Genomic DNA, 25,702 nt, shown 5'->3' on the forward strand with positions numbered 1-25,702 from the left:
TTGGAATCTCAATAGTCACTGGAACGAAGCGCTGTCGACGGCGTGGTAGACGTAGCGTCCACCGGTCATCCGCTTGATTTCTTCGAGGTAATTGGAGTTCATTACAAACAGGTTGGCGCCTTCGGGCAGCGCGTCCATGGCCTCTTGCGGCGAGGACACCCGTGCGCCGCTCAGGGGCAGATATCGGCCCTGTTTGGCCGGGTTGATATCCACCACGCGATCCACCGCCACGCCCGCTCGTTGCAGGAACAGCGAATAAATCACGCCTTTGGAAGACGCGCCCCAGATCGCCGAACCTTGCTCGGGTGCGGCCTGAATAATCTGCACCGCGTGCTCAAGGCTGCTGGTGAAACCTTCAGGCAGCTCGAGGCGCGGCACCGGTTGCTCCGGCGTCAGACGCAATGTTGCAAGGTCAGCGACGATGTACAGGTATTGGCCACCGAACAGGTGACCGGCCTCATGCACCGTGCCGAACATCCGGCGCAGGTCATCGAGGCGGAAATAATTGACGTGCTCGTAGAACAGGTCGAACCAGGCACGATGCTCCAGGATCCAGTCGAAGCACGGCACTTCGATGTAGATCTGCCCGCCCTGATTGGCATCGGCCATTTCGGCGAGGAAATTCACCGGGTCCTGGATATGCTCCAGCACGTGACGCAGCACAATCGCGTCTGCCGACAGACCCAGACCGCGAGTGAACGGCGCCTTGATCACATCGACGCTGTCGCCTTCGTAGGCCGGGTCGATGCCGGTGATGGCGTAGTCCAGACCTTTCAGGAGTTCAAGAAAGTAGCCTTTGCCGCAGCCGACTTCGATCAGTTCCTGGCCCTTGAAGTGACGGGCAATGATCCCTTCGACATCGCGCAGGTGCTTCTGGAACTGGCCGGAATGAGCCTGCTCGTTCTGATAATCGGCGTCGTAGCTGAGCTTGTTGGCATCGAAGGCCTGGTTGAAGATCAGCCCGCTCTGCTCGTCCTGCACCAGCACCATGTCGGCGCAGGCAGAAGCTTTCGCCGATTGCGCGTCGGCAAAGGTACGGTTTTGCAACACCGGCAGGTCGGCGACCCGATACAACTCATGCTTCATGCTCTGCTCCCAGTAGCTGTTGCAAGCGGTCTGCCACACCCCAGAACGCCATCGGCTCGTGGGTCGGGTATGGGTAATGACCCAGGTTCAAATCGATCGACGCGCCACGTTCACGCAGCCGTTGTTCGACCAGCGTTCTGACCGATATCGGCTGGCCGCTGCAGCAATTGATCACACCGTCGAATTCACGCTGCTGCATGATCGCGGCGAGGTAACCGGCCGCCGTTTCAATCGCCAGGTAATCGCGCAACTGTTCGCCGGCGGACATGTTGAAGCACTCGTCACCGGCATCGATTGCCCGGTCCAGCGCTGCGAGCAAACTGTTCGGGTTCTGCCCTTCCCCGTGCAGGTAAAACAACCGCGCCCATTGCAGGGTGAACGGTTGAACCCGCTGCAGATTTTCGAGGAACAGCCGCAGCGTGTTCTTCGCCAACCCGTAAGGGTTACTCGGTTGCGGCGAGGTCTGCTCGCTGAGCGGCCCACTCTGCAGGCCATATTCGAAACAGGTGCCGGTGACCAACACTTGCGACACACCCGCCTCGACCGCGCCCTTGATGAACCGGTAATCGGCCGTCAAGTTATGCTCGAAATGGAACAGCGCCTGATAGTTCGGTAACCCCGGCCACGCCAGATGCGCCAGGGCGTCGATGCCATCGGTCAGCGCTGCGATGTTCAGATCGTCGGCGTGAATATCCGCCGCGATGAACTCCACGGCATTGATCCACGGCAAATTCGCAGCGGCCTCGGCGTTACGCGCCACGGCCCGGACTTCGCAGCCTCGGGCGAGCAAGGCTGCAACCAGATGGCGGCCGACGAACCCGGTGGCACCGGTCACGAGCACTTTCACAGCACGGTCAACTCAGGCACGGCGATCACGAAGCGGCCATCCCACTGCCGTACTTGCGCCAGTTGCTGACTGACTTCATGCAACAGATTCCATGGCAGAACCAGAATGTAATCCGGCTTCTCCAGATCGATCTGCGTCGGTGAAACGATCGGAATGCGACTGCCCGGCAAATACTTGCCCTGTTTGTGCGGGTTGGCATCGGCAACCCAGGCCAGCAGGTCCGGCTTGACCCCGGCGTAGTTGAGCAACGTGTTGCCCTTGGCCGCAGCGCCATAACCGACCACGCGCTTGCCGTCGGCCTTGGCCTGCAACAGGAACCGCAGCAGTTGGTGCTTGATGCGTTCGGCAGCGGGCGCCAGGGTCGTGTAGTACTCAGGCGTTTTCACCCCCGCTGCAAGTTCGGCCTGCAACTGCTGCTGAACGGCTGACTGCACTTCACGTCGTTCGCCATCGATGCGCTGGACGAACACCCGCAGCGAACCGCCATGGGTCGACAGCTGACTGACATCGAACACTTCCAGACCATTGCGTTCGCACAAGGCCTGCACGGCGGTCAGGGACAGGTAGGAATAATGCTCGTGATACAGCGTGTCGAACTGCTGCCCCGCCATCAGCGTCAGCAGTTGCGGAAACTCGAACGTCGCCACACCGGTCGGCTTGAGCAAAGTGGCGAAACCACCGAGGAAATCATTGATGTCCGGCACGTGGGCCAACACGTTGTTGGCGGCCATCAGGTCGGCGGCCCAGCCTTCGCTGTTCAGCTGCGCAGCGGTGTCACGACCGAAGAACAGTTCGCGAATCTCCAGGCCTTTTTCCCGCGCCGCTTGCGCGGTGCTGCGGGTCGGTTCGACGCCCAGGCAAGGAATGCCGCGTCTGGCCACGTACTGCAACAGGTAACCGTCGTTGGCGGCGATTTCCACCACACGGCTGTCGGCGGTCAGGCCGAAGCGCTCGACCATCTCGGCCACATAGCGCTCTGCGTGGGCCAGCCAGGTGCTGGAGAACGAACTGAAATACGCGTATTCGGCGTCAAACAGGCTGTCGGCACTGGTGTAATCCTCGGTCTGCACCAGCCAGCACTGCTGACACACTGCAACTTTCAGCGGCACCCATTGTTCGGCTTGCTCAAGTTGATCCGCGCGCACATAAGCGTTGGACGGCGGCGAGGTGCCCAGGTCAATCAGCGGCAAAGCCAGAGGAGTACCACAACCACGGCAATTCATACACGCACTCCAGCGAAGTGTTCATCGAGCAAAGGATGGCTGGAATCCCGCGCCGACAGATTATTGACAGGCAACGGCCAGGCGATGGCCAGTCGTGGATCGTTCACGCTCAAACCGCCCTCGTGCGCAGGCGTGTAATCGGCGCTGTGCAGGTAGAGCAATTCGGCGTCATCGGTGAGGGTCTGGAAACCGTGGGCGAACCCGGCCGGGATCAGCAAACTGCGACCGTCGCCAGCCTTCAGGTGTTCGGCGTGCCAGTGCAGAAAGGTTTCGGAGTCCGGGCGCAAGTCCACCGCCACGTCCCAGACCTCCCCACGCAGGCAGGTGATCAACTTGGCTTCCGGCGCACTGGCGTTCTGGTAATGCAGGCCGCGCACACTGCCCCGTAAACGTGTGCAGGAATGGTTGATCTGGCGAATGTGAAACGGCTGGCCGAAGGCGCTCAGGCTGCCTTCGCAGAACAGCCGCGCGAAGTGCCCGCGATCATCTTCGAAGCGTTTGTGTTGCACGCTGAACAGACCGGCCAGCGGCAAGGCTTTCAACAGAAATTCGCTCACAGCGCGCCTCGGTACAGGTTCAACTGGCCCAGGGTGACTTCACGCATGTCATCGCCGTTCTGCCACGCCAGGTGCCAATCGAGGGTCTGGGTCAGGCATTGCTGCAATGACCAGCGCGGTTGCCAGGCCAACAGTTGACGGGCGCGGCTGCTGTCCAGACGCAGCAGACCAGCCTCATGCAAATCACTCGGTTCGATGCGCAAGCCGCGCGCTTGCGGCCAGCGGCTGGCGAGCTGCTCGACCACTTCGCCGACGCTGCACATGTCCGCTTCGCTCGGGCCGAAGTTCCACGCGCCGGCGAATTTCGGGCCTTGCTCGTAGAGGCCGGCGGCCAGTTGCAGATAACCCGCCAAAGGCTCAAGCGCGTGCTGCCACGGGCGCACGGCTTGCGGGTAGCGCAAGGTCACGGGCTCGTCCGCCGACCAGGCCTTGAGCACGTCAGGAATCAAACGTTCCGGGGCAAAATCTCCACCGCCCAACACGTTGCCGGCACGCGCGGTGGCCAGGGCCAGACCGTGCTCGGCGTACTTGTCAGCCGGGAAAAACGACGCGGCATAAGACTGCGCCAACAATTCGCAGCAAGCCTTGCTGCTGCTGTAAGGATCATGGCCGCCGAGGGCTTCGTCCTCGCGATACGGCCACAACCATTCCTTGTTCGCATAAACCTTGTCGGTGGTCACCAGCACGCAGGCGCGCACGCCGCCGACCTGGCGGATCGCCTCGAGTAGATTGAGGGTGCCCATGACGTTGCTGGAGTACGTTCCCAGCGGGTCTCGATAGCCTTCGCGCACCAGCGGCTGAGCCGCCAGGTGCAGGACGATTTCCGGCTGCACATCGGCGATCAGTTCCAGCAAGGCGCCCAGATCACGCAGGTCACCGCGCTGATCGTTGATGCCTTCGGCCACCCGCGCCAGTTCGAACAGGCTCGGCTCGGTGGATGGGTCAAGCGAAAAACCGCTGACCTCGGCACCCAGACTTTGCAGCCACAACGTCAGCCAACTGCCTTTGAAACCGGTATGGCCGGTCAGCAGAACGCGCTTGCCGCGCCAGAACTCCGGGCTCAGTCCCATTGTTTCCATGGGGCCTCCCCGCTCAGCCACAACGCCTCGAGATGGTTCTTGTCACGCAGGGTGTCCATCGGGTGCCAGAAACCGTCGTGCTGGAAGGCTTGCAACTGCTGTTCGCTGGCCAGCGCGGCCAGCGGCTCGGCTTCCCAGGAAGTTTGATCGTCGCCAATGTACGGCAGCACTTTTGGCGACAGCACAAAGAAACCACCATTGATCCAGCCGCCGTCACCGCGTGGCTTCTCAATGAATCCTTTAACGCTGTCACCGTCGCGCTCCAGGGCGCCATAACGTCCCGGCGGCTGCACGGCGGTCACGGTAGCCAGCTTGCCGTGGGCGAGGTGGAAGTCCACCAGAGCGCCAATATTGAGGTCCGAGACGCCGTCGCCGTAGGTAAAGCAGAACGCCTGTTCGCCTTCCAGATAACGCGCGGCACGACGCAGACGGCCACCGGTCATGGTGTCTTCGCCGGTGTCGATCAGGGTCACACGCCATGGCTCGCTGTAGTTCTGGTGAACGTCCATGCGGTTGTTGCACATGTCGAAGGTGACGTCGGAGGTGTGCAGGAAGTAGTTGGCGAAAAAATCCTTGATTGCGTAGCCCTTGTAGCCAAGGCAGATCACGAAGTCATGAATCCCGTGGGCCGAATACTGTTTCATGATGTGCCAAAGAATTGGCTTGCCGCCGATTTCGATCATTGGCTTGGGCTTGAGGTGCGACTCTTCGCTGATCCGCGTACCGAGACCACCCGCCAGAATTACTGCCTTCATCGCTGTCCTCTTGCTCTTCACGCGGCTTGGCCACCCCCGCAAGGGTCGGCGAACCGTCAGATGCACATCATTTACCCGCAGCCACTGGGGCCTTCACGCCTTTGGAGTGAAGGTTTTATGGCGATATATGGGGGACTTGCAGGAAGTGAGCCAATTGTTTGGGGTGGGCGACTGATGGGGGTTGGTGGTTTTTTGAGGTGGGAGGTGATTGCTGTGACCGGGGATTTAGGGATTGGGGTACATATCCGTTTTTTTGGTAATGGCTTCTATTGGTTTCGCTTTTACAGCGAGTCACTTTCGAAAAGCGCGAAAGTAACCAAAGCGTTTTTGCCCCGCCATTCGGTGCCTCGCCTAGGCTCGGCATGCCATAACGAAGGCATTGCTCCGGGGGCCCGCCGCCATCGGCCATCCATGGCCGGGGGCGGCTACCCCGGCATCCTTGCCGCGGTGCCCCCTGCGCAACGCCTGCGTTCGGCCTCTGGGAAAGGGGCGGCAGATCAAGATCAAAAGCCGAAGCAACGGCAACGGCAAGATCAACAGCTTCGCGAGCAAGCCCGCTCCCACAGTTGGACGGGGTACATCTGGGGAAGATTGGTCGGCTGACAGGCTGTCATCGCAGCGATGCGCGACCGACAAGCCCCCCACAAAAAATCAGAGTACATCCGCCTTGCCTTTCACCACTCAACAGGCCGAGCGTTAGCTCGCCTGCAGCTGTTGATGTTGACGCACCGCCCCCTCGAGAGGCCGAGTGGAGGTTCTGCGCAGTGGGCAACCCGGCATGGATGCCGGGTTAGCCGCCCCCGGCCATGGATGGCCGATGGCGGCGGGCCCACGGAGCAGGACCGGAGCGAGGGCATGCCGAGCCTGGGCGAGGCACCGAACGAAAGGGGCAGAAGCCCTTTGGTTACTTTGGGGCTTTTCCAAAGTGACCCGCCGTAAGGGCGGAACCCTAAGTCGCCGTAACAGAAATAACGGATATGCACACAGACCAAAAATCAGTCCGGCAACCACCCCCACAACCAGTGCTGAAGATTATCCCCACGCAACATGAAATCCCGATGCACCGCCTCACGCAATTCATCCCCCATGCGATAGCTGGCATCCGGGTCAGCCAAGTGCATGCGGATCGCCTGCAACCACTCCTCAGTGCTGTTGCTCAAAACTTTGGTACATGGCAAGAAACCCTCGTAAGCGCGGGTATCAGTGCAAATCACCGGATACCCGCACGCGCCATATTCCAGCAACCGCAAGTTACTTTTGCAGTCGTTGAAGATGTGGAATTCCAACGGAGCCAGTGCCAGATCAAGGTTCAAGCTCGCCAGCTTGTACGGGTAACTCTGCAAATCAATGGTGCCGTGAAATTCGTGAATGTACGGGCGCAAGGCGTCCGGACACATACCGAAGAATACCCACTCCACCTCATTGGCCAGCTCACGGACCACCTCGGCAATGATCTCCAGATCGCCGGTGTGACTGGTGCCACCGCCCCAGCCAACCCGTGGTTTTTTCGAGGTGCGGCGCTGACTGGTCAAGGTCGCCCATGGGGCGGGCGGCAGCATGTTGGGTACCACGCGAATTTCGCTGTGCATGCTCGACAACACATCAGCCAGTGCCTGCGTCGTCACCACCACGCGGTCGCACAGGGCGATGCCATCACGCAACATCTGCTCGGTGTTGACCGGCTTGTTGCGGGCGTGGCTGTTCTTTTTTGGCGTGCTGACAACGTAGTCGTCCAGCTCGAAAATCCGCAGGGCACTGGAGTATTTCTTCATGCGCAGAATGTCTGCCGCCGAGCCGCCGTTATAGCGCCCTTGCAAGATAATGGTGTCGGGCGAGAGACGCTCGATTTCCACGCTCGATGGCGACTCATAAGCCACGCGCGTAATGACTCGTCCCGCCGCCTCAAGCTCTGCCAGAGGCGCAGTCACACGGTAATGCCCGATCGCTGACTCGTTGACCGGCAACCCGAGAATCAGCGGCAGGTCGCGATGGCAGAACGGATTCCAGTTATTACGCAGCGAAGGCTCCAGACTGAAGCTCGCCACGCCTAGCGTCAGCGCCGGGTTGTAGGCAGGATCACGGGAGATTGTCGGCAGCCACTTTTTGTAGAAGGTTTCGTGTTCAAGCACCTGCGCCTGCACATCGGCCTGCGACGTTGCAGGCGACGCGTCTTCACCCATCATCACAGTCGCAAAAGGCGTCCAGACAATCAGGTAGCCGTTTTTACCCGCCTTGAGGCACAGATCAACACCACCAAGGCCCAGGTTGAACTGAGCCTCATCCAATTGACCCAGGCTGTCGAATACCTCTTTGCGTACCATCAGGCAATCACTGCTGACAGCACTCCAGTTCTGCGCTACTTGCAGACGCTGCATGTAACCCCGGGCACTGGCATGCTCGCCGAGAAACGGCGAAGTGGCAGGCCCGGCCAACCCCAGAATCAGGCCGGCGGAGACGATCGCACCATTGGAACCCAGCAGCCGCGCGCCCACCACGCCGACTTCCGGGCGCTGAGCGTGATTGAGCAGTTCGGCGAGCCAGTCGCCCGCGCAAATCACACTGCGCGGGCTGAGCGTCAACAGGTACTCGCCACGGGCATGACTGGCCGCGAAGTTGACAATGGCCGCTTCACCGGAACGCACGTCATAACGCAGCACCCGCAGCATCGCCGCGCCCAACTGGGCCATCGCACTCAGCCAGTCGGCCATCGCCGCATCGCCGCGACCTTCATCGACGATCAGGATTTCGTATTCGGTGTAGGTGGTATTTTCGATCAGGCTTTCAGTGCAGCGCTGCAACGCGGCCAGCGACGTGCCCGCCGCAATGATGATCGAGACCAAAGGTCGGTGGCTGTGCAGGTAATCAATGCGATTGAGCAGCGACAACTCTTCATGGCGAATCCGGTGTTCCAGACCGATGCGTGCCAGGTGCGCACTGACCAACGCCTCACTGCCCTCGATCACCTCAGGCAACGACATCCAGTCGGGAAAGGTCTGAGTCGACTCCACCTGAATCTCGGCAATGTGCTCGATGGTGTGCAACCCGGCCTCTTCCACCAGACGCCAAAGCAAATCATGCGGCGCCAGTTCGCCGTGAGCCGGATCGAAACCGCCCACTGCCAAAAAGCGCTCCCGCTCGAATGCCAGTGTTCGCCCGACGTAGGGGTAGGAACGCATGAGGTCGAGGTTGAAGTCAGGCTTGAACACCGGGTCGACGGACTCACCCTCGACCAGCGCGCCTTCATCGCTATAGGCGCACAGCATGCCCGGCGTGCCGGCGATGCGCTCGGCCAGCACCAGCAGCGCCGATTCGCGTAACGTGTCACCCGCCCGCAGCAGATAGAACCAATGCGCGCCTTCCAGTTGCGGCACCACGGCATTGAGTTGTTGCGACCAGTTCGCCTCAAGCGGCAACTGCAGCACTTTGTCGTCGGCATCGCAATCGGCGTTGGACAGCACCACCACTGCTTGCGGTGCGTACAGTTGACTAGCAATGCTGGCCAGTGTGGCTTTCAGCCCGGCGCTGTCAGATTCGGTGTCGATGACGATCGGCACCAGATTCGGACGCACAGCCCAACGGCTGATACGTTCCGGCATGTGCCGCGCTTCCGCCGGGTTGAATGTGCGAGCCGACAGCCACTCGCGGTAGAACTCGGCATAGCTGTCGCTATTGCCGCCCACTCGGCCATTGACCACGGTGTTGCGGTTGCCCAGCACGCGCACCACGCACAACTCTTCCCACTGGCGCGGTTCTTCAGAGGCTTTGCTCAATTCAACGCTGCGCACCCAACCCGAGGCCGGTGCCGATTCGCCACCGCGCGCTGTCAGCATTTGCGCCAGCCATTCCCATTCCTGCACAGCGGCCCGAGTCATTTCGAGCGTCTTGCTCAGACGCTCCGGGTACTGACGCTCAGTACTCTGCACGGTGTTCAGCGCCGCCAGGTTACCGCGACGCAACAGGCACACGAACAAAGCGAAATCAAGCATCGCGACAAAGCCACAATCTTCCTGAATCAGCGCAGGCAACAGCTCGAGCACATCGGCACGGCGCATTAGCGTCGAGCTGAAGTTGCCGATGAAATTCTTCGGCGTGCTCTCGAAAATCGCCAACATGTCATCGCCCTTGAGCAACGAATCGATGGGCGAAAAACGGCAGTTATCGATCCGTGGAGGCAAGATGAAGTTGTTGGCATCGCTCATCATGCGCAGGGCGCAAACGAGGGTGGCCTCGGGATGATCGATCAGCACCTGGGCTTGCAGGGCAATACTCGGCGCGAACAGACGGTCGTCATCGCACAGCACTTTGATGAACTCGCCTTGAGCTGCTTCGACGCAGCGCAGCAGGTTCTTTTGCAGGCCGAGACGCTTGGGGTTACGCAGGTAACGAACGGTGTGCACCGGGTCGGCAAACGACTCGACGATGTCGCGAATCTCGTCGGACAACGAGTCGTCACAAATGACGATTTCGACGTTCTCATAGGTTTGAGCGAGCGAACTTTCCAGCGCCTGGCTGAAGAAGCGCGGGTTGAAGGCGGGGATGACGATACTGACTAGAGGGTGTTGATTCACGACGAAACTCTCGAGCGGCGAGCCTCTGCCCTTTCAGGCAGAGACTTCGGAACCGCTTAGAAAAAGACGGTTGGCAGCTCGACAGACACAGGCTCAGATCTTGTTGAACAAGCCCAGCTGAGCAATCTTGCTGAAGGCCAGTTGCGACGCTTGCAACATGGTTTGTTGCAAGGTCAGGCGAGTCATCACTTCGGCCGGATCGGAATCGCGGATCGCCGACTGGGTCTGGGTGTTGGCCAGGACCAGGCTCTGGTTGGTATCGCTCTGGGTATCCAGGGCTGAACCACGACCGCCCACCGAACTCAGCGCACTGGACAACTGATCGTTGCCGCTCGCCAGGTTGCCGATGCCCGAAGCGATGGAGGCTTGCAGCTTCTGGGTCAGGATTGGATCGCCGTTGGTTGGCGTGTTCAGCGCCGTTTTCAGTTGGCTCACGGTGTCCAGAATGTTCTGGGTTTCGTGAGTGTTGACCGCCACGCTGAACTGATCGCCTGCCGCCGGTACACCGGACAGGTTGAAGCTCACGCCCGAGGCGGTCGCAACGCCGGCCGCTACAGTGCCGGAAGAGACTATCTTGCTGTTGGCCGTCAACGGTGCCGCATACAAGTCGAAAGCGGTGGCGCTGGTGAACTTCATCACCGCCGAACCGGTCGGGAAACTGGCGTGGTAAGCCACCGGGTTGGTGATGCTGCTGCCAGTCACCTGAGTCGGTGTCGGGTTGCCCGGGCTGCGAGTCGCCGTAAAGGTGTCAGGCTTGGCCGCCAGGGTAAAGCTGTGGCCCGGCAGCACGGCAGCGGCGGTGTCACCGGCCGCCAGATTGATGTTCAGGGTCAGATCAACACCGCGGAACGACACGGTCTGGCCAGCTGCGGTGGCCGGATTGAACGCACCGCCCTGACTGGCTTCGGCGGTCACGTCGTTACCACCCGAATCGGTGATTTGCAACTGGGTACCGCTGACGAAGTCGACGGTGTACGGCTCACCCGAACGGAATTTGCTGTTGTAGGTCAGGCTCGACGACACCTGACCATTGGACAGGACGACGCGGCCATCATCCACGACCGGCGCAGTCCGGGTGACCTCGCTGCGGCTGGTGTTGATCGCTTGCTGGAACACCTCCCAACCGGTGCTGTTGGTGGCCATCGACATGTTGTCGCCGATCGCCAGGTCAAGCGTCACCTGGTCACCGTTGTAGCTGTAGGTGCCATCGTCGTTGCGGGTGAACGGCACGGTGTCGCCCTTGGAGCCGGCGAAGATGTACTTGCCGTTCTCGTCCTTGGTGTTCATCAGGCTCTGCAACTGTTCTTCGATCTGCCCCAGCTCCGATGCGTTGGCCTGGCGGTCGGCATCGGTGTAACTGGCGTTGCCGGCGCCGATGGCCAGTTCCCTGGCGCGCTGCAGCACGTTATTGATGCTGGTCATCACCGCTTCGGTGGCGCCCAGCGTCGCCTTGATGGTGGTGGTGTTGGCTTCGTATTGATCGAGCATCGAAGCCTGTTGACCCAATTGCAGCAAGCGCGAAGCACCGACCGGATCATCGGCAGCGGTGTTGACGCGAACGAGGCTGCTGGCCTCTTCGCTGCTTTTGACCACGTTGGAGAAGTTCTTCTGATAGTTGGCGGCAGAGGACTCGTAAAACTGGGCGGTAGAAATGCGCATGGGCTACGACTCCTTAAAGACTGCTGATCAGTGTGTTGAAGATTTCCTGCGCAGCCTTGATGATCTGCGAAGAAGCGGTGTAGTACTGCTGATACTTGACCAGGTTGCCGGTTTCCTCATCGAGGTCGACACCCGACAGCGAATCGCGGGCGCTCTTGGCGTTGGCCAGAATCGCTTCGGTGGCAGCGCTGTCGAGCTTGCCCTGGGCGGCCTTGGCGCCTACGCCCTCAACCAGTTTGCCGTAGGCGTCGGTCAGGGAAATGCCTTTACTGGCCGAACCGGTATCCACGGTCTGCTGGGTTTGCAAGCCAGCCAGTTTGGTGCCGTTGCGGTTGTCCAGAGTACCCGGCTGACTGAGCGTCACGTTGATCGCCGTCGAGGTACCCGGGGAGCCTGCGATGGTCATGTCGAACGATGCAGTACGCTGCACGACTGGTGGTCCCGGATCATTGATCGCGGCGCCGTTGGCGTCGACCAGAGGAATGGTCAGGCTCAGCGTATTGTTCTGGCCCGGCACGATAGTGCCGCTGCTGAGCGCGTTACCTTGGGCATCGAGCATTTGGTAAGTCTGGGTCGTACCACCGGCCGTGCCGAACACGATTTTGACCGGAGTCGATGTCTTCAGGCCGTTCTGAATGGCCAGGGTGGTGGCCGAGTCATAGATATCGAACTGCGTGGTCAGGGTCGGTTGACCGCTGGCCGGAATGGTCAACGTACCGCTGACACCGGGCGCGATGGCCGCGCCCAACGGCGCCGCAATGGCCAGACGCTTGGAGTCGGTCATCTCGGTCTTGATGTTGGTCGCCGCGTTGCGGGTCGGGGTGATCTTGAAAGTGTCGCCAGCGGCTGCGGTGCCGCCAGTGAGCGTCATGGAGAAACCGTCGATTACTGGCGGCGGCGTGGTCAGCGTGCTGAACGCGCCCATGGCGGTGCCTTCAGGCAGACGCTGCACGGTGTAGTTAGTGGCGCTGGTGAAGGTGACCTTGTAATCGTTGATGGTCAGCTTGCCGCTGTCCTCGATAGTCACATCGAAGTTGCCCGAGCCTGCGCTGTTGCCAACTGTGGCGACACTGCGCTGGGCCATTTGCGCGGCGCTGTTGACGTTGTTGAACAGGTTCGAACCGAAGTCACCGTTCTTGTCGATGCCTTGGGCCTGGATGGAGTTCATCTGATCGGCGACGACCAGCGCCACACGACCCAGCTCGTTCATGGCCGGGTCCAGCACGGTGCTGCGATAACGCAGCAAGCCGCCCATCTCGCCACCGGTCATCACCGAGGTGATGTCGATGGTGCTCGAACCGCGATTGAGCTGAATGGCCGAACGCGACGGGTCGGTTTTGCTCGGCACCACTTCCAGCTTGCTGGCGGTGCTGCCCATGACCAGCGGCTGACCGCTGCCCAGGTAAATGTCGAGGCTATTGTCACGCTCCATCACTTGCGCACCGGTGAGGGTGGACAACTGGCGTACGGTCTCATTGCGCGCATCGAGCAGATCGTTGGGCTGGCCGCCGGCGTTGGAAACTTCGGAGATCTTCTGGTTCAACTGGGCTACGGTGGTCGCCAGCTTGTTGATCTGATCGGCCATGTCAGCCAGGTTGCCGTTGATGTTCGCGTTCTGCTGCGTCAACTGGCTGGAGATCGAGTTGAATCGGTTGCTCAGGGCTTGCGCATCGCTGAGCAGCAATTGACGGGAAGCATCGTCGCCCGGCTTGGCGTTGACGTTCTGTACAGAGGCGAAGAACTTGGTCAGGGCACCATTGAGGCCTGTGCCGCTGTCCGAGAGCAACTTATCGAGCGGGCTGATCTGCCCGGCGTAGGCAGCCGAGTCGCTATTGAGCGAAGTGGTGGTCTGCAGCTGCGCATCAATGTAGCTGTTGTAGACCCGACGTACATCGGCGAGGGTCGTGCCGGTGCCGATGTAGACATTGCCGAACTGATTCGAGGCCTTGGTGCCTTGCACGGTTTGCTGGCGTGAGTAACCGGCGGTGTCGGCGTTGGCAATGTTATTGCCGGTAGTCATCAACGAGGATTGGCCAGCGGCCAGACCCGACATCCCGATATTGAGCAAACTCATGGTTCAGACCTTATGCCTTGTGCCTATAGAGGCGTGGTGGAAGCGCCCGCCGCAGCGTAGTTTTGGTAACTCGTCATCTGCTTGGCTATCTGCGAGATCTTGCTTGCGTAATCCGGGTCGGTTGCATACCCGGCTTTTTGCAACTCGCGTACAAACTGTTCTGGGTTATCGGCCGACTTCAGCACATCTTGATAGCGATTATTGCTTTGCAGCAGCGTCACAAGGTCATGGAAGCTGTCTTTGTAAGAGGCATAGGAACGGAACTCGGCCGTCTCCTTGACCATCTCGCCATTTCTGAATTCGCTGGTGATCGCCCGCGCCGAATCGCCCTTCCAGTTACTGCTGGCCTTGATGCCGAACAGGTTGTGGCTGCTGCTGCCATCCTGGGCACGCATGACCGATTTGCCCCAACCGGTTTCCAGGGCGGCCTGAGCCACCAGGTAACGCGGATCGACACCGATACGGTCGGCAGCTTCTTTGGCCATCGGCAGCATGGTGTTGACGAATTCGTCGGCGGAACTGAAGGCTTTCTTCGCCGGCGCCAGGGGTATTTGAGCCATGGCACGACCATAAATCTGCAGGCGCCCACTGGAGGTCGTATCCGTTTGCGAAGCCAGCCAATCGCCGTTGTACAGAGGGCCGGAACCTGCCTTGGTGCTTTGCGGCACCTGGATGTTGTTCTGCGGTGTTGTGGCGGTTGTTGCAACCGTCGATGCCGACGGCACCAGCCCGGCGAGCAAACGATCAGCCAGTTTCGGCGGCAACGCCAGACGCCGCTGATTGATCAGCGCCATGTCATTGCGATGAGCGCCCTCCCCCGCGCTTGTCGGCGTCTTCACCGAACGCGAAGCCCACAACGGGCGCTCACCATTGAGACGCGACAGCGGCCCGTTGGTGGCGACCGTACCGGCGGCAATCGGTGTTTCCACGGCGGCTTTCGCGGCAGCTTGCTTAGCGGCAGACGCCGCTGCAGCCTCTCCCGGCGCCATCGGTTTGTTCTTCGACATCTGGCGCATCAGTACGTCCGCCAAGCCAATACCACCGCCTTCGCGAGACATGGAAACAGCCAACTGCTGGTCGTACATTTCCTGGTATTGCTTGGCCGCTGGCGTATTGAGCGGATTGTCCTCGCCCAGCGCTTCGGTGGCCGAGCGCATGGACTTGAGCATTTCACCAAGGAACAGCGACTCGAATTCCTGCGCCACTTTGCGCATGTTCGCATCGCTGTTCTTGTCGCCGACCTTGAGCTGGTTCAGGCGATTCAGGTCCGAGTAGGAACCCGAGTCGCTGCTGCTGACCAGACCGCTTTTGCGCATATCCATGGTCGCCGTCCTCAGATCACGATCAGGTCGGCTTGCAACGCGCCGGCCTGCTTCAGCGCTTCGAGGATCGCCATCAAGTCACCCGGTGCCGCGCCGACCTGGTTCACCGCCCGGACGATTTCGTCGAGGGTGGTGCCCGGGCCGAACTTGAACATCGGCTTGGCTTCTTGCTGGGCGTTGACCCGCGAGCGCGGCACCACCGCCGTCTGCCCGTTGGACAGAGGGCCAGGCTGGCTGACGATCGGGTCTTCGGTGATGGTCACGGTCAGGCTGCCGTGAGTCACGGCGGCCGGGGAAACCTTGACGTTCTGGCCGATCACGATGGTGCCGGTCCGCGAGTTGATGATGACTTTCGCCACCGCCTGACCCGGGTCGACTTCGAGGTTTTCGAGGATCGACAAATAGTCGACCCGCTGGCTCGGATCGAGTGGCGCAGTCACGCGGATCGAACCACCGTCGATGGCCTGAGCGACGCCAGGGCCAAGCATGTTGTTGATCTTGTCGACGATGCGTTTGGCGGTGGTGAAGTCCGAACGGTTGAGGTTCAAGGTCAGGCTGTTGCCCTGATTGAAACCGCTTGGCACCGCACGCTCGACCGATGCACCGCCAGGGATGCGACCGGCCGACGGAACGTTGACAGTGATTTTCGAACCGTCACGACCTTCGGCATCGAAACCGCCAACCACCAGGTTGCCCTGAGCGACGGCGTAGACGTTGCCATCGATACCTTTGAGCGGCGTCAGCAGCAAGGTGCCGCCGCGCAGGCTCTTGGAGTTACCGATGGACGCAACGGTGATATCCACCTGCTGACCCGGCTTGGCGAACGCTGGCAAGTCGGCACTGATCGATACCGCTGCAACGTTCTTCAACTGCACGTTGCCCGAACCTGCCGGCACCTTGATGCCGAACTGCGAAAGCATGTTGTTGAACGTCTGCAGGGTGAACGGGGTCTGGGTCGTCTGGTCGCCGGTGCCGTTAAGCCCGACCACCAGGCCGTAGCCGATCAATTGGTTGGAACGCACGCCGGAAATACTGGCGATGTCCTTCAGCCGCTCGGCTTGAGCATCGAAGGCTGCGGTCAGCAACAGAGCGCCCACCATCAGGTGTTTAAGATTCAACATAGCCACCTAGAAAGGGAACAGCGGGCTGAGGAAGAAACGGTCGAACCAGCCTGGCTGACTCGCATCGGCAAACGCACCGGTGCCCGAATAGGTGATGCGTGCATCGGCGACGCGGGTCGACGACACGGTGTTGTCGGTGGCGATGTCATCGGCGCGAACGAGGCCGGCAATGCGCACCAGCTCATCGCCAGTGTTGAGGGTCAGCCACTTCTCGCCGCGCACGGCGATGATGCCGTTGGGCAACACGTCGGCGACGGTCACGGTAATCGAACCGGTCAGGCTGTTGCTCTGGCCGGACTTACTGTCGCCCTTGGTCGCGCGGTCGGCGCTATAGCCGGCGTTCAGACTCAGGTCATTGCCACCGATAGGGTTGTTGGTGGTCAGGCTGGAGCCGAACAACGAGGTCAGGCCGACACTGGTGTCGCTGTTCTTGTCGATCTGCGAGTTGGCGTTCTTGCTCGCCTGGGTGCGCTCGTTCAGGGTGATGGTGATGATGTCACCGACCCGGAACGCCTTGCGGTCGCTGTACAGGTTCTGCTCGAAACCGGCCTGGTAGATCGAGCCGTTATTGGCGGCAGCCGGCAGCGGCGTGCGCGGCAACACCGGGGCGTAGTAAGGGTCATTGGGCTTGGGCGGCGGAGCGACGCAGCCCGCGAGCACGACGACCCCACTCAGTGCCAGAACAGATACAAAGCGATTCATGACCCTACCTCACGGTGTTGCAGGCGACCTCATGGCCGCCTCATAGACTTGATTACAGATTCTGCGTTACGAACGAGAGCATCTGATCGGCAGTGGAGATCACTTTGGAGTTCATCTCGTAGGCGCGCTGAGTGGTGATCATGTTGACCATCTCTTCAACGGTGCTGACGTTGGACGTTTCCAGGGTGTTCTGCAGCGTGGTACCGAAACCGGCGAGGCCCGGGGTGCCGACTTGCGGCGCGCCACTGGCAGCGGTTTCCAGGAACAGGTTGTTACCCACCGCTTGCAGACCGGCCGGGTTGATGAAGTCTGCGGTTTGCAGGTTGCCGATCACTTGGGAGGCCGGGTTGCCGGCAACGGTGATGGACACGGTGCCGTCACGGCCGACAGTGAAGGTCTGAGCGTCGTTCGGAATAACAATGGCCGGCTCCAGGGCGAAGCCGCTGGCGTTGACGATCTGGCCGTTGGAATCCAGGTGGAACGTACCGTCACGGGTGTAGGACGTGGTGCCGTCCGGCTGCAGAATCTGGAAGAAACCGCGACCGTCGATGGCCATGTCCAACGGCTGCTCGGTGGTTTGCAAGCTACCGGCGGTGAAGTTTTTCTGGGTGCCGACGATGCGCACACCGGTACCCACTTGCAGACCCGACGGCAGTTCGCTGTCCTGGGTCGACTGGGCGCCTGGCTGGCGTTTGATCTGATACAGCAAGTCCTGGAACTCGGCGCGGTCACGTTTGAAACCCGTGGTCGATACGTTCGCCAGGTTGTTGGAAATGGTGGTGAGGTTGGTGTCCTGGGCGGACAGACCTGTTTTGGCAACCCATAGAGCCGGAAGCATTCGATTCTCCTCGTGCGCCTGTTTTACGGCGCGACGTTCTGATAATTAGCTGATCTGCAAGACCCGAGCCATGGCCTGGTCATCGTCTTTGGCGGTGTTCATCATCTTGATGTGCAGCTCGAACTGCTTGGCCAGCGCCAGCACCGAGGTCATTTCTTCCACGGCATTGACGTTGCTCGACTCAAGGAACCCGGACACCAGCTTGACGTTGGCATCGGCCTGCGCCGGCTTGCCATCCTTGGTGTGGATCGAACCGTCCAGGCCTTTGGTCATGTTCTTGAAGTCTGGGTTGACCAGTTTGATACGGTCGACTTCGGCCATCACGCGAGGGCCTTCGCCCATCGCACGGATGCTGATGGTGCCGTCTTCGCCGACTTCGATTTGTTGCTCGGGCGGCACGGCAATCGGCCCGCCATTGCCTACCACTGGCATACCGTTGCCGGCGCGCAGCACGCCCAGCGCGTCAACGTTCAGGCTGCCGGTGCGCACGTAGCTTTCACCGCCATCGGGGTTCTGCACGGCGATCCAGCCATTGCCCTGCACCGCGACATCGAGGTCGCGACCGGTTTGCACCAGCGCACCCGGGGAGAAGTCGGTGGCCGGACGCTCGGTCATGGCAAACGCACGCGCCGGAAAGCTGTCACCAAACACCGGCATCGAACGGGCCTGTTCCAGGTCCTTCTGAAAACCGTTGGTAGAGATGTTCGCCAGGTTGTTGGCATGAGCCTTCTGCGCCAGTGCATTCTGGCTGGCGCCGGTCATTGCCACATAAAGGTACTTGTCCACACTCTTTCCTCTGCATGCCGGACGTTTGCCGCCCACTGCTGTACTGCTGAGCCATAAGCAATTTGCAGACCAACTTTTTTCTGGCGGCGCAGGGCCCGGCAAACAAAGGACTTGAGGGATTCATAGGGGATTGGGGGAATGTGTCGAAGACGAAAAACCGGCGGTGTTATGCCGGTAGGTGGCAAGAGCCGGCCTTCATGACCGACTCAGTTCCCTGTGGCGAGGGAGCTTGCTCCCGTTCGGCTGCGCAGCAGTCGTAAAATTCGCGCAACGGGGTGGTTCCGAAAGATTGCAGGGGGCTGCTACGCAGCCCAGCGGGAGCAAGCTCCCTCGCCACAAAAGCTGTTTAGCCCGGCTCTTTACCGACTTCGTACTCACGCAACTTATTGGCAATGGTCGTATGCGAAACCCCCAACCGCTTGCCCAGTTGCCGACTGCTCGGATGCTCGGAATACAAACGTTCCAGCACCGCCTTTTCAAAGCGCCCGACAATCTCGTCCAAGCCGCCCTCAAGGGAAAAATCGCCAAGCGGCTGACGCACGCCGTAGTCTGGCAGACGAATGTGCTCGGCTTTGACGGTGCCGCCGTCGCACAGGGAAACCGCCTGGAACAGTACGTTTTCCAACTGCCGCACATTACCCGGCCAGTGATAGTGACTGAGCCGCTCCATCGCCGCCGGCGCCAGTTTCGGCAACGGGCAACCGATCTGCCGACTGGCCTGATCGAGGAAGTGCTCCACCAGCGGCGCCAACCCGTCGAGGCATTCGCGCAACGGCGGGATGTGCAACGAAAGCACGTTCAAGCGGTGGTACAAATCCTGGCGAAACTCACCGCGAGCGCACAGCTCGGACAAGTCCACTTGAGTCGCGCAGATCACCCGCACATCCAGATAGACCTCTTCATCACTGCCTACACGACGGAAGCAACCGTCCTGCAGAAAGCGCAGCAATTTCACCTGCAAGCGCGGGCTCATTTCACCGACGCCATCGAGGAACAACGTACCGCCCGCCGTCAGCTCCAACAACCCGAGCTTGCCTTCGGCCCGCGCTCCTTCGAAGGCACCGGGGCCGTAGCCGAACAGTTCGGTCTCGGCCATGGACTCCGGCAGACCGGCGCAGTTGAGCGCCATCAGCGGTGATTGCCCACGCGGGCTCGCCAGGTGACAGGCCCGCGCCAACAGCTCTTTGCCGGTGCCGGTTTCGCCTTCTATCAATAGCGGCGCATCCAGCGGTGCCATGCGCCGCGCTTCGCGTACCACTGCCGCCATTACTTTCGAGCTCTGGAAAATGCTGTCGAAGCCGCGCAGCTCCTGCTTGCGCACGTTATAGATGCGCTCGCCTACCCGGTCCGCCCGGTGCAGCGTCAACACCGCACCGGCCATGGCCTCGCTTTCGTCATGCTCCGATTGCAGCGGCGCGATGTCGGCGAGAAACACGTCACCCTTAACCTTCACCCGCAAGCCGTTGATCCGCGACTTGTTGGCGCGCACCAGCTCCGGCAAATCGAAATCTTCGGCGTACCGCGACAGTGGAATCCCCGGCACCTCGTCCACCCGCACTCCGAGCAACTGCGCCGCTGCACGGTTGGCCGCGACGATGGAGCCACCCATGTCGATCGACAGCACCGGAAACTCCAGGGCACCGAGCAAGGCATTGAGTTCCATATGCCGACGCTCGCTGGGCATCAGCCCTACGCGCTTGACGCCGAATACCCCGCCAATCGCCTCGAACTTCGGACGCAACGCCTGGAACTGAATGTTGATCAGGTTCGGGCAGTGCAGATAGATCGCGTTGCCGTGCTCACCGCCCACTTCGCCGCGGGCGACGTTGATCCCGTACTCGACCAGCAGGTTGAGAATGTCGCGCAGGATACCGATGCGGTTCTGGCAGTGAACTTTGATACGCATATAAAGGCCCGTAACAGCGGTGATCGAGGCCCGGCGCGAGAAATTTTCTGCGGGGGCACCAAGTTAGTCGTCAAGATTATGTGACACCTGTGAGCCATTTCAAACCCGCAAATATCAATACTTGCGCCATAGCGACCAATCCGTAACGAATACTTTACGAAAAGCCGAGATTTTTCCTACTCTCACCGCGGATCACCTGCTGCAACACCGCACTCCTTGGGGTATTTCTAGGTCTATAGCTGTACACACAACAAGAACGAATCCCCTAGCAGGAGAGCAGCATGAAGCAGACGCAATACGTGGCTCGCGAGCCCGATGCGCAAGGTTTTATCGACTACCCCGCCGAAGAACACGCGGTGTGGAACACGCTGATCACTCGCCAATTGAAAGTGGTCGAGGGCCGTGCGTGCCAGGAATACCTGGACGGTATCGAAAAACTCGGTCTGCCCCACGACCGCATTCCGCAACTCGGTGAAATCAACAAGGTCCTCGGTGAAACCACCGGTTGGCAGGTTGCCCGAGTCCCCGCGCTGATTCCCTTCCAGACCTTTTTCGAGTTGCTGGCGAACAAGCAGTTTCCGGTGGCGACCTTTATTCGTACCCGCGAAGAGCTGGATTACCTGCAAGAGCCGGACATTTTCCACGAGATCTTTGGCCACTGTCCGCTGCTGACCAACCCCTGGTTCGCCGAATTCACCCACACCTACGGCAAACTTGGCCTACAGGCTTCCAAGGAAGAACGCGTGTATCTGGCGCGCCTGTACTGGATGACTATCGAGTTCGGTCTGGTCGACACCCCACAAGGCCTGCGCATCTACGGTGGCGGCATTCTGTCTTCGCCAAAAGAAACCGTTTACTGCCTGTCGGACGAGCCGGAGCATCAGGCGTTCGACCCGCTGGAATGCATGCGCACGCCGTACCGCATCGACATTCTGCAACCGCTGTACTTTGTCCTGCCCAACCTCAAGCGCCTGTTCGATCTGGCCCACGAAGACATCATGGGCATGGTCAAGCAAGGTATGCAGTTGGGGTTGCACACGCCGAAATTTCCGCCAAAGGCTGCGTGATCCGCAGCTTTTAGAATCAAGTGAGTCTGTCAGGAACCACCGCTTTGGTTTAGCGTGGTGACACTGACGGCCGATTTCCAATAATTCGATTTCAGGAACCCATCATGTCCACATTAAACCAAGCCCATTGCGAAGCCTGCCGCGCCGACGCCCCTCAAGTCAGCGACGAAGAATTGCCGATCCTGATCAAGCAGATCCCCGACTGGAATATCGAAGTCCGCGACAGCGTGATGCAGCTGGAAAAAGTTTTCCTGTTCAAGAATTTCAAACACGCGCTGGCGTTCACCAACGCCGTCGGTGAAATCTCCGAGGCCGAAGGTCACCACCCAGGCCTGCTGACCGAATGGGGCAAAGTCACCGTGACCTGGTGGAGCCACTCCATCAAAGGCCTGCACCGCAACGATTTCATCATGGCCGCGCGCACCGACGAAGTGGCCAAAAACGCCGAGGGCCGCAAATAATGCATTTCGACGCCATCGGTCGAGTACCTGGCGACCCGATTCTCGGCCTGATGGAGGCCTATGCGCTGGACCCTAACCCGCGCAAATTCGACCTCGGCGTGGGTGTCTATAAAGACGCCCAGGGCCTGACGCCAATCCCCGAGGCGGTGAAGCTCGCCGAGCAGCACCTGGTGGAGCGTCAATCCACCAAGACCTACATCGGCGGCCACGGCAATGTGGCGTTCGGCAAGGTCATCAACGAATTGGTGCTTGGCGCTGATTCGGCACTGATCACCGAACAACGGGCCGGCGCCACTCAAACGCCGGGCGGCACTGGTGCGCTGCGTTTGAGCGCCGACTTCATCGCCCAGTGCCTGCCGGGCCGTGGCGTGTGGTTGAGCAACCCGACCTGGCCGATCCACGAAACCATCTTCGCGGCGGCCGGGGTCAAGGTCAGTCATTACCCGTACGTGGGCAGCGATAACCGTCTCGATGTGGAAGCGATGCTGGCGGTGCTCAATGAAGCCCCCAAGGGCGATGTGGTGCTGCTGCATGCCTGCTGCCACAACCCGACCGGTTTCGATCTGTCCCATGACGATTGGCGTCGAGTGCTGGACGTGGTGCGCAGTCGCGATTTGCTGCCACTGATCGACTTCGCCTATCAGGGCTTTGGCGACGGCCTGGAGCAAGATGCCTGGTCGACCCGGCTGTTCGCCGCCGAGTTGCCGGAAGTGCTGATCACCAGTTCCTGCTCGAAGAACTTCGGCCTGTACCGCGACCGCACCGGCGCATTGATTGTCTGCGCGAAAACCGCCGACAAGCTGGTGGACATCCGCAGCCAACTGGCCAACATCGCCCGTAACCTGTGGTCGACGCCACCGGATCATGGCGCCGCCGTGGTCGCGACCATCCTCGGCGATCCAGAGCTGAAAAGCCGCTGGGCCGACGAAGTGGAAGCCATGCGTTTACGTATCGCCCAGTTACGCAGCGGTCTGGTCGAAGCGCTTGAACCCCATGGCTTGCGCGAGCGCTTTGCGCACATTGGTGTGCAACGCGGGATGTTTTCCTACACCGGTTTGTCGCCGGAACAGGTCAAGCAACTGCGCGAGCATCACAGCGTGTACATGGTCAGCTCGGGCCGGGCTAACGTTGCCGGGATCGACGCTACGCGTCTGGATTTGCTGGCCGAAGCTATCGCTGACGTCTGTAAGTAACCCTCTCCCACCGATCGTTCCTACGCTCCGCGTGGGAACGATCAATCGCAGGCTCCGCCAGCTCCTACACAGACCTGTCTAGACAATCCCATCCGTCGCAACAATTGGATATAAAAGTCTATTTGTCATTTCTCCTGCTGTATCCTGCGCAGGCTTTTTTAAAAGCGCGGATCTACCAGATCTATCAACAGACTTAGCGAGGAGCGCGACATGCACGAGATCCCTAATCTCCCCTTCCCAAGCCTGCACGAAACTGAGCAGACAACCACGCAACAAGCCGGTGCCCAACAGCCCGAGACGAAAGAAGCACCTAAACGCCGCCAGGCCGACAGCGAAGACTGATACACCTGCACGACCAGACCGTGTGGAAAGCGCTAATATGCGCTTTCCACACCGCCTGAACCTTGAGCTTTCCCATGACCGATGAATCCAGCGTCACCTTCAACGAAGCTCAGGCCAGCGTCCTGATCGGCACCGCCGAGAAGATGATCGAGATCTGGAACCGCCTTTCCCCCGAGAAACAAGCCACCCTGCTGGCCCGCTTCGGCAGCGAAGAAAACGCCCTGGCCGCCCTGGTCACGACGCAATTGGTTGCCCCCGCAAAATCCTGATTATCCCCGTCCGGCAAATAGTTTTACTTTTCCACGCCCCGCGACCGTCCGCGCCGCTATCATAAGCAGCCTATCTATCCTGCTGCCCCGTGGATCTTTACCCATGCCAGAAACCCAGCGCCCCATGGCGGTCACGCTGCAAGTCGTTTCCATCGTCCTGTTCACGTTCATCGGTTACCTGAATATCGGCATTCCCCTGGCCGTATTGCCGGGCTATGTCCACAGCGATCTCGGTTTCGGCGCCGTGATCGCCGGGCTGGTGATCAGCGTGCAATACCTGGCCACCCTGCTCAGCCGCCCTTACGCCGGGCGCATCATCGATAACAAGGGCAGCAAGCTGGCGGTGATGTACGGCCTCGCCGGCTGTGGTTTGAGCGGTGTGTTCATGTTGATTTCGGCCTGGACGCAAAGCCTGCCGATGTTGAGCCTGATCAGCCTGTTGATCGGCCGACTGGTACTCGGCAGCGCAGAAAGCCTGGTCGGTTCCGGGTCGATCGGCTGGGGCATCGGCCGGGTCGGCGCGGCGAATACCGCCAAAGTCATCTCCTGGAACGGCATCGCCAGTTACGGCGCGCTGGCGGTCGGCGCGCCGCTGGGGGTGCTGCTGGTGAGTCAGTTGGGTTTATGGAGCATGGGCGTGAGCATCGTGCTGCTGGCCGTTCTGGGCCTGGCGCTGGCCTGGCCAAAAACCGCTGCACCGATCGTTGTCGGCGAACGCCTGCCGTTCATGCACGTGCTGGGGCGGGTGTTTCCTCACGGTTGTGGTCTGGCCTTGGGCTCCATCGGCTTTGGCACCATCGCCACATTCATCACCCTGTACTACGCCACTCAGCACTGGTCCAACGCGGTGCTGTGCCTGAGCCTGTTCGGCGCCAGTTTTATCGGTGCGCGATTGCTGTTCGGTAACCTGATCAACCGCCTCGGCGGCTTTCGCGTAGCGATTGCCTGCCTGTCAGTGGAAACCCTTGGGTTGTTGCTGCTGTGGCTGGCACCCGATGCACACTGGGCACTGGCCGGCGCGGCGCTGAGCGGTTTCGGCTTTTCGTTGGTGTTCCCGGCGCTGGGCGTGGAAGCGGTCAACCTGGTACCCGCCTCCAGCCGTGGCGCGGCGGTTGGGGCGTATTCACTGTTTATCGACTTGTCGCTGGGGATTACCGGTCCGCTGGCGGGTGCGATTGCGGCTGGATTCGGGTTTGCCTCGATCTTCCTGTTTGCCGCATTGGCTGCTCTGAGTGGCCTGGCACTGAGCGTTTACTTGTACCGGCAGGCGCCAAAGTACAGGGAGGAACGCAACACCCGCTAGAAATCCACCTTGCCGCGTCCAGCCTTGATGCTGCCGCGCTTGGTCTTGGATTCGAGCCGACGCTTCTTCGAACCGAGGGTCGGCTTGGTCGGACGGCGTTTCTTTTCAACCTTGGTGGCGCTGAGGATCAACTCGGTCAACCGCTCCAGCGCATCGGCGCGATTGGCTTCCTGCGTGCGGTATTGCTGGGCCTTGATGATCAACACGCCTTCGCTGGTGATGCGGCTGTCGCGCAGCGCCAGCAGCCGTTCCTTGTAGAACTCGGGCAAGGACGAGGCCGGAATGTCGAAGCGCAGGTGCACGGCGCTGGAGACCTTGTTGACGTTCTGCCCACCGGCGCCCTGGGCGCGAATGGCCGTCAATTCGATCTCGGCATCCGGCAGATGCACGTTGTTGGAAATCACCAGCATGGAAAAAAGTCCGTATTCAGAACAAGCAGGATACCGCGAATAGACAGAAGGAATGCGGCCCCCACAGGATGTTGTATGGAACCCATAAATGACAAACCCGGCACATGGCCGGGTTTGTTGTTTCTGCGTTTTGC

At 60.3% G+C, this 25,702-nt stretch carries 22 protein-coding genes; 6 read left to right on the forward strand and 16 right to left on the reverse strand.

Annotated features, from left to right (window positions below; all coding sequences use genetic code 11):
* Nucleotides 1–15: 15 nt before the first annotated feature.
* From JFU11_RS02060 to JFU11_RS02130, 15 genes are all read right to left on the reverse strand, one after another.
* A complete protein-coding gene (locus tag JFU11_RS02060) occupies nt 16–1,086 on the reverse strand; it encodes a class I SAM-dependent methyltransferase (RefSeq protein WP_201059588.1) in 1,071 nt (356 codons plus the stop codon).
* Nucleotides 1,076–1,933: an NAD(P)-dependent oxidoreductase gene (locus JFU11_RS02065; protein ID WP_201059590.1), complete on the reverse strand. Its 858-nt coding sequence runs from the start codon at nt 1,931–1,933 to the stop codon at nt 1,076–1,078. The genes JFU11_RS02060 and JFU11_RS02065 overlap by 11 nt, the downstream gene beginning before the upstream one ends.
* Nucleotides 1,930–3,156 carry a class I SAM-dependent methyltransferase gene (locus tag JFU11_RS02070; protein ID WP_201059591.1) on the reverse strand — a complete coding sequence of 409 codons (1,227 nt, stop codon included), beginning with the start codon at nt 3,154–3,156 and terminating at the stop codon, nt 1,930–1,932. The genes JFU11_RS02065 and JFU11_RS02070 overlap by 4 nt, the downstream gene beginning before the upstream one ends.
* On the reverse strand, nt 3,153–3,713 hold the full coding sequence (gene rfbC, locus JFU11_RS02075; protein ID WP_123720675.1) for a dTDP-4-dehydrorhamnose 3,5-epimerase: 561 nt from the start codon (nt 3,711–3,713) through the stop codon (nt 3,153–3,155). The genes JFU11_RS02070 and rfbC overlap by 4 nt, the downstream gene beginning before the upstream one ends.
* Nucleotides 3,710–4,792 (reverse strand): CDP-glucose 4,6-dehydratase, encoded by a 1,083-nt coding sequence (gene rfbG, locus JFU11_RS02080; RefSeq protein ID WP_201059592.1) that lies wholly within the window; start codon nt 4,790–4,792, stop codon nt 3,710–3,712. Before rfbG ends, rfbC begins: the two co-directional genes overlap by 4 nt.
* Entirely contained in the window at nt 4,774–5,547 is a 774-nt protein-coding gene (gene rfbF, locus JFU11_RS02085; RefSeq protein ID WP_123720673.1) for a glucose-1-phosphate cytidylyltransferase, read from the reverse strand. Before rfbF ends, rfbG begins: the two co-directional genes overlap by 19 nt.
* A gap of 995 nt (nt 5,548–6,542) precedes the next feature.
* Nucleotides 6,543–10,115, reverse strand: a complete 3,573-nt coding sequence (locus tag JFU11_RS02090; protein WP_201059593.1) for a glycosyltransferase — start codon at nt 10,113–10,115, stop codon at nt 6,543–6,545.
* A 93-nt stretch (nt 10,116–10,208) separates the two neighbouring features.
* Nucleotides 10,209–11,774: a flagellar hook-associated protein 3 gene (locus JFU11_RS02095; protein WP_123720671.1), complete on the reverse strand. Its 1,566-nt coding sequence runs from the start codon at nt 11,772–11,774 to the stop codon at nt 10,209–10,211.
* A 13-nt stretch (nt 11,775–11,787) separates the two neighbouring features.
* Nucleotides 11,788–13,848, reverse strand: coding sequence for a flagellar hook-associated protein FlgK (gene flgK / locus JFU11_RS02100; RefSeq protein WP_123720670.1), 2,061 nt, complete (start codon nt 13,846–13,848; stop codon nt 11,788–11,790).
* A 23-nt stretch (nt 13,849–13,871) separates the two neighbouring features.
* Nucleotides 13,872–15,170 (reverse strand): flagellar assembly peptidoglycan hydrolase FlgJ, encoded by a 1,299-nt coding sequence (flgJ, locus tag JFU11_RS02105; RefSeq protein WP_201059594.1) that lies wholly within the window; start codon nt 15,168–15,170, stop codon nt 13,872–13,874.
* An 11-nt stretch (nt 15,171–15,181) separates the two neighbouring features.
* Nucleotides 15,182–16,291, reverse strand: coding sequence for a flagellar basal body P-ring protein FlgI (locus JFU11_RS02110; RefSeq protein ID WP_008014241.1), 1,110 nt, complete (start codon nt 16,289–16,291; stop codon nt 15,182–15,184).
* Between the two features lie 6 nt (nt 16,292–16,297).
* Nucleotides 16,298–16,993: a flagellar basal body L-ring protein FlgH gene (flgH, locus tag JFU11_RS02115; RefSeq protein ID WP_123720668.1), complete on the reverse strand. Its 696-nt coding sequence runs from the start codon at nt 16,991–16,993 to the stop codon at nt 16,298–16,300.
* A 52-nt stretch (nt 16,994–17,045) separates the two neighbouring features.
* Complete coding sequence (flgG, locus tag JFU11_RS02120; protein WP_008011001.1) at nt 17,046–17,831, reverse strand: flagellar basal-body rod protein FlgG; 786 nt, start codon at nt 17,829–17,831, stop codon at nt 17,046–17,048.
* Nucleotides 17,832–17,876: 45 nt separating this feature from the next.
* On the reverse strand, nt 17,877–18,617 hold the full coding sequence (locus JFU11_RS02125) for a flagellar basal body rod protein FlgF (protein ID WP_007902508.1): 741 nt from the start codon (nt 18,615–18,617) through the stop codon (nt 17,877–17,879).
* Between the two features lie 346 nt (nt 18,618–18,963).
* Complete coding sequence (locus JFU11_RS02130; RefSeq protein ID WP_123720667.1) at nt 18,964–20,523, reverse strand: sigma-54-dependent transcriptional regulator; 1,560 nt, start codon at nt 20,521–20,523, stop codon at nt 18,964–18,966.
* Between the two features lie 281 nt (nt 20,524–20,804).
* On the opposite strand from JFU11_RS02130, the gene phhA reads away from it, so the two are divergent.
* The 6 genes from phhA to JFU11_RS02155 all read left to right on the forward strand — a co-directional run bounded on the left by phhA (nt 20,805) and on the right by JFU11_RS02155 (nt 25,158).
* Nucleotides 20,805–21,590 carry a phenylalanine 4-monooxygenase gene (gene phhA / locus JFU11_RS02135; RefSeq protein ID WP_123360248.1) on the forward strand — a complete coding sequence of 262 codons (786 nt, stop codon included), beginning with the start codon at nt 20,805–20,807 and terminating at the stop codon, nt 21,588–21,590.
* Between the two features lie 104 nt (nt 21,591–21,694).
* Nucleotides 21,695–22,051 (forward strand): 4a-hydroxytetrahydrobiopterin dehydratase, encoded by a 357-nt coding sequence (locus tag JFU11_RS02140; protein ID WP_010457024.1) that lies wholly within the window; start codon nt 21,695–21,697, stop codon nt 22,049–22,051.
* Complete coding sequence (locus tag JFU11_RS02145) at nt 22,048–23,244, forward strand: amino acid aminotransferase (RefSeq protein ID WP_201121231.1); 1,197 nt, start codon at nt 22,048–22,050, stop codon at nt 23,242–23,244. Before JFU11_RS02140 ends, JFU11_RS02145 begins: the two co-directional genes overlap by 4 nt.
* 210 nt (nt 23,245–23,454) lie before the next feature.
* The gene (locus JFU11_RS28260; protein WP_274610032.1) at nt 23,455–23,586 is read left to right on the forward strand and encodes a hypothetical protein; all 132 of its coding nucleotides are present in this window, start codon (nt 23,455–23,457) and stop codon (nt 23,584–23,586) included.
* Nucleotides 23,587–23,660: 74 nt separating this feature from the next.
* Nucleotides 23,661–23,855, forward strand: a complete 195-nt coding sequence (locus JFU11_RS02150; protein WP_201059596.1) for a hypothetical protein — start codon at nt 23,661–23,663, stop codon at nt 23,853–23,855.
* Nucleotides 23,856–23,958: 103 nt separating this feature from the next.
* Nucleotides 23,959–25,158, forward strand: coding sequence for an MFS transporter (locus JFU11_RS02155; RefSeq protein ID WP_123720664.1), 1,200 nt, complete (start codon nt 23,959–23,961; stop codon nt 25,156–25,158).
* Here JFU11_RS02155 and arfB read toward each other — a convergent pair.
* A complete protein-coding gene (gene arfB / locus JFU11_RS02160; RefSeq protein WP_008010994.1) occupies nt 25,155–25,568 on the reverse strand; it encodes an alternative ribosome rescue aminoacyl-tRNA hydrolase ArfB in 414 nt (137 codons plus the stop codon). The genes JFU11_RS02155 and arfB overlap by 4 nt on opposite strands.
* Between the last annotated feature and the right edge of the window lie 134 nt (nt 25,569–25,702).

Origin of the sequence: Pseudomonas sp. TH37 (assembly GCF_016650735.1) — a bacterium.
In the GTDB taxonomy this organism is placed as follows: domain Bacteria; phylum Pseudomonadota; class Gammaproteobacteria; order Pseudomonadales; family Pseudomonadaceae; genus Aquipseudomonas; species Aquipseudomonas farris.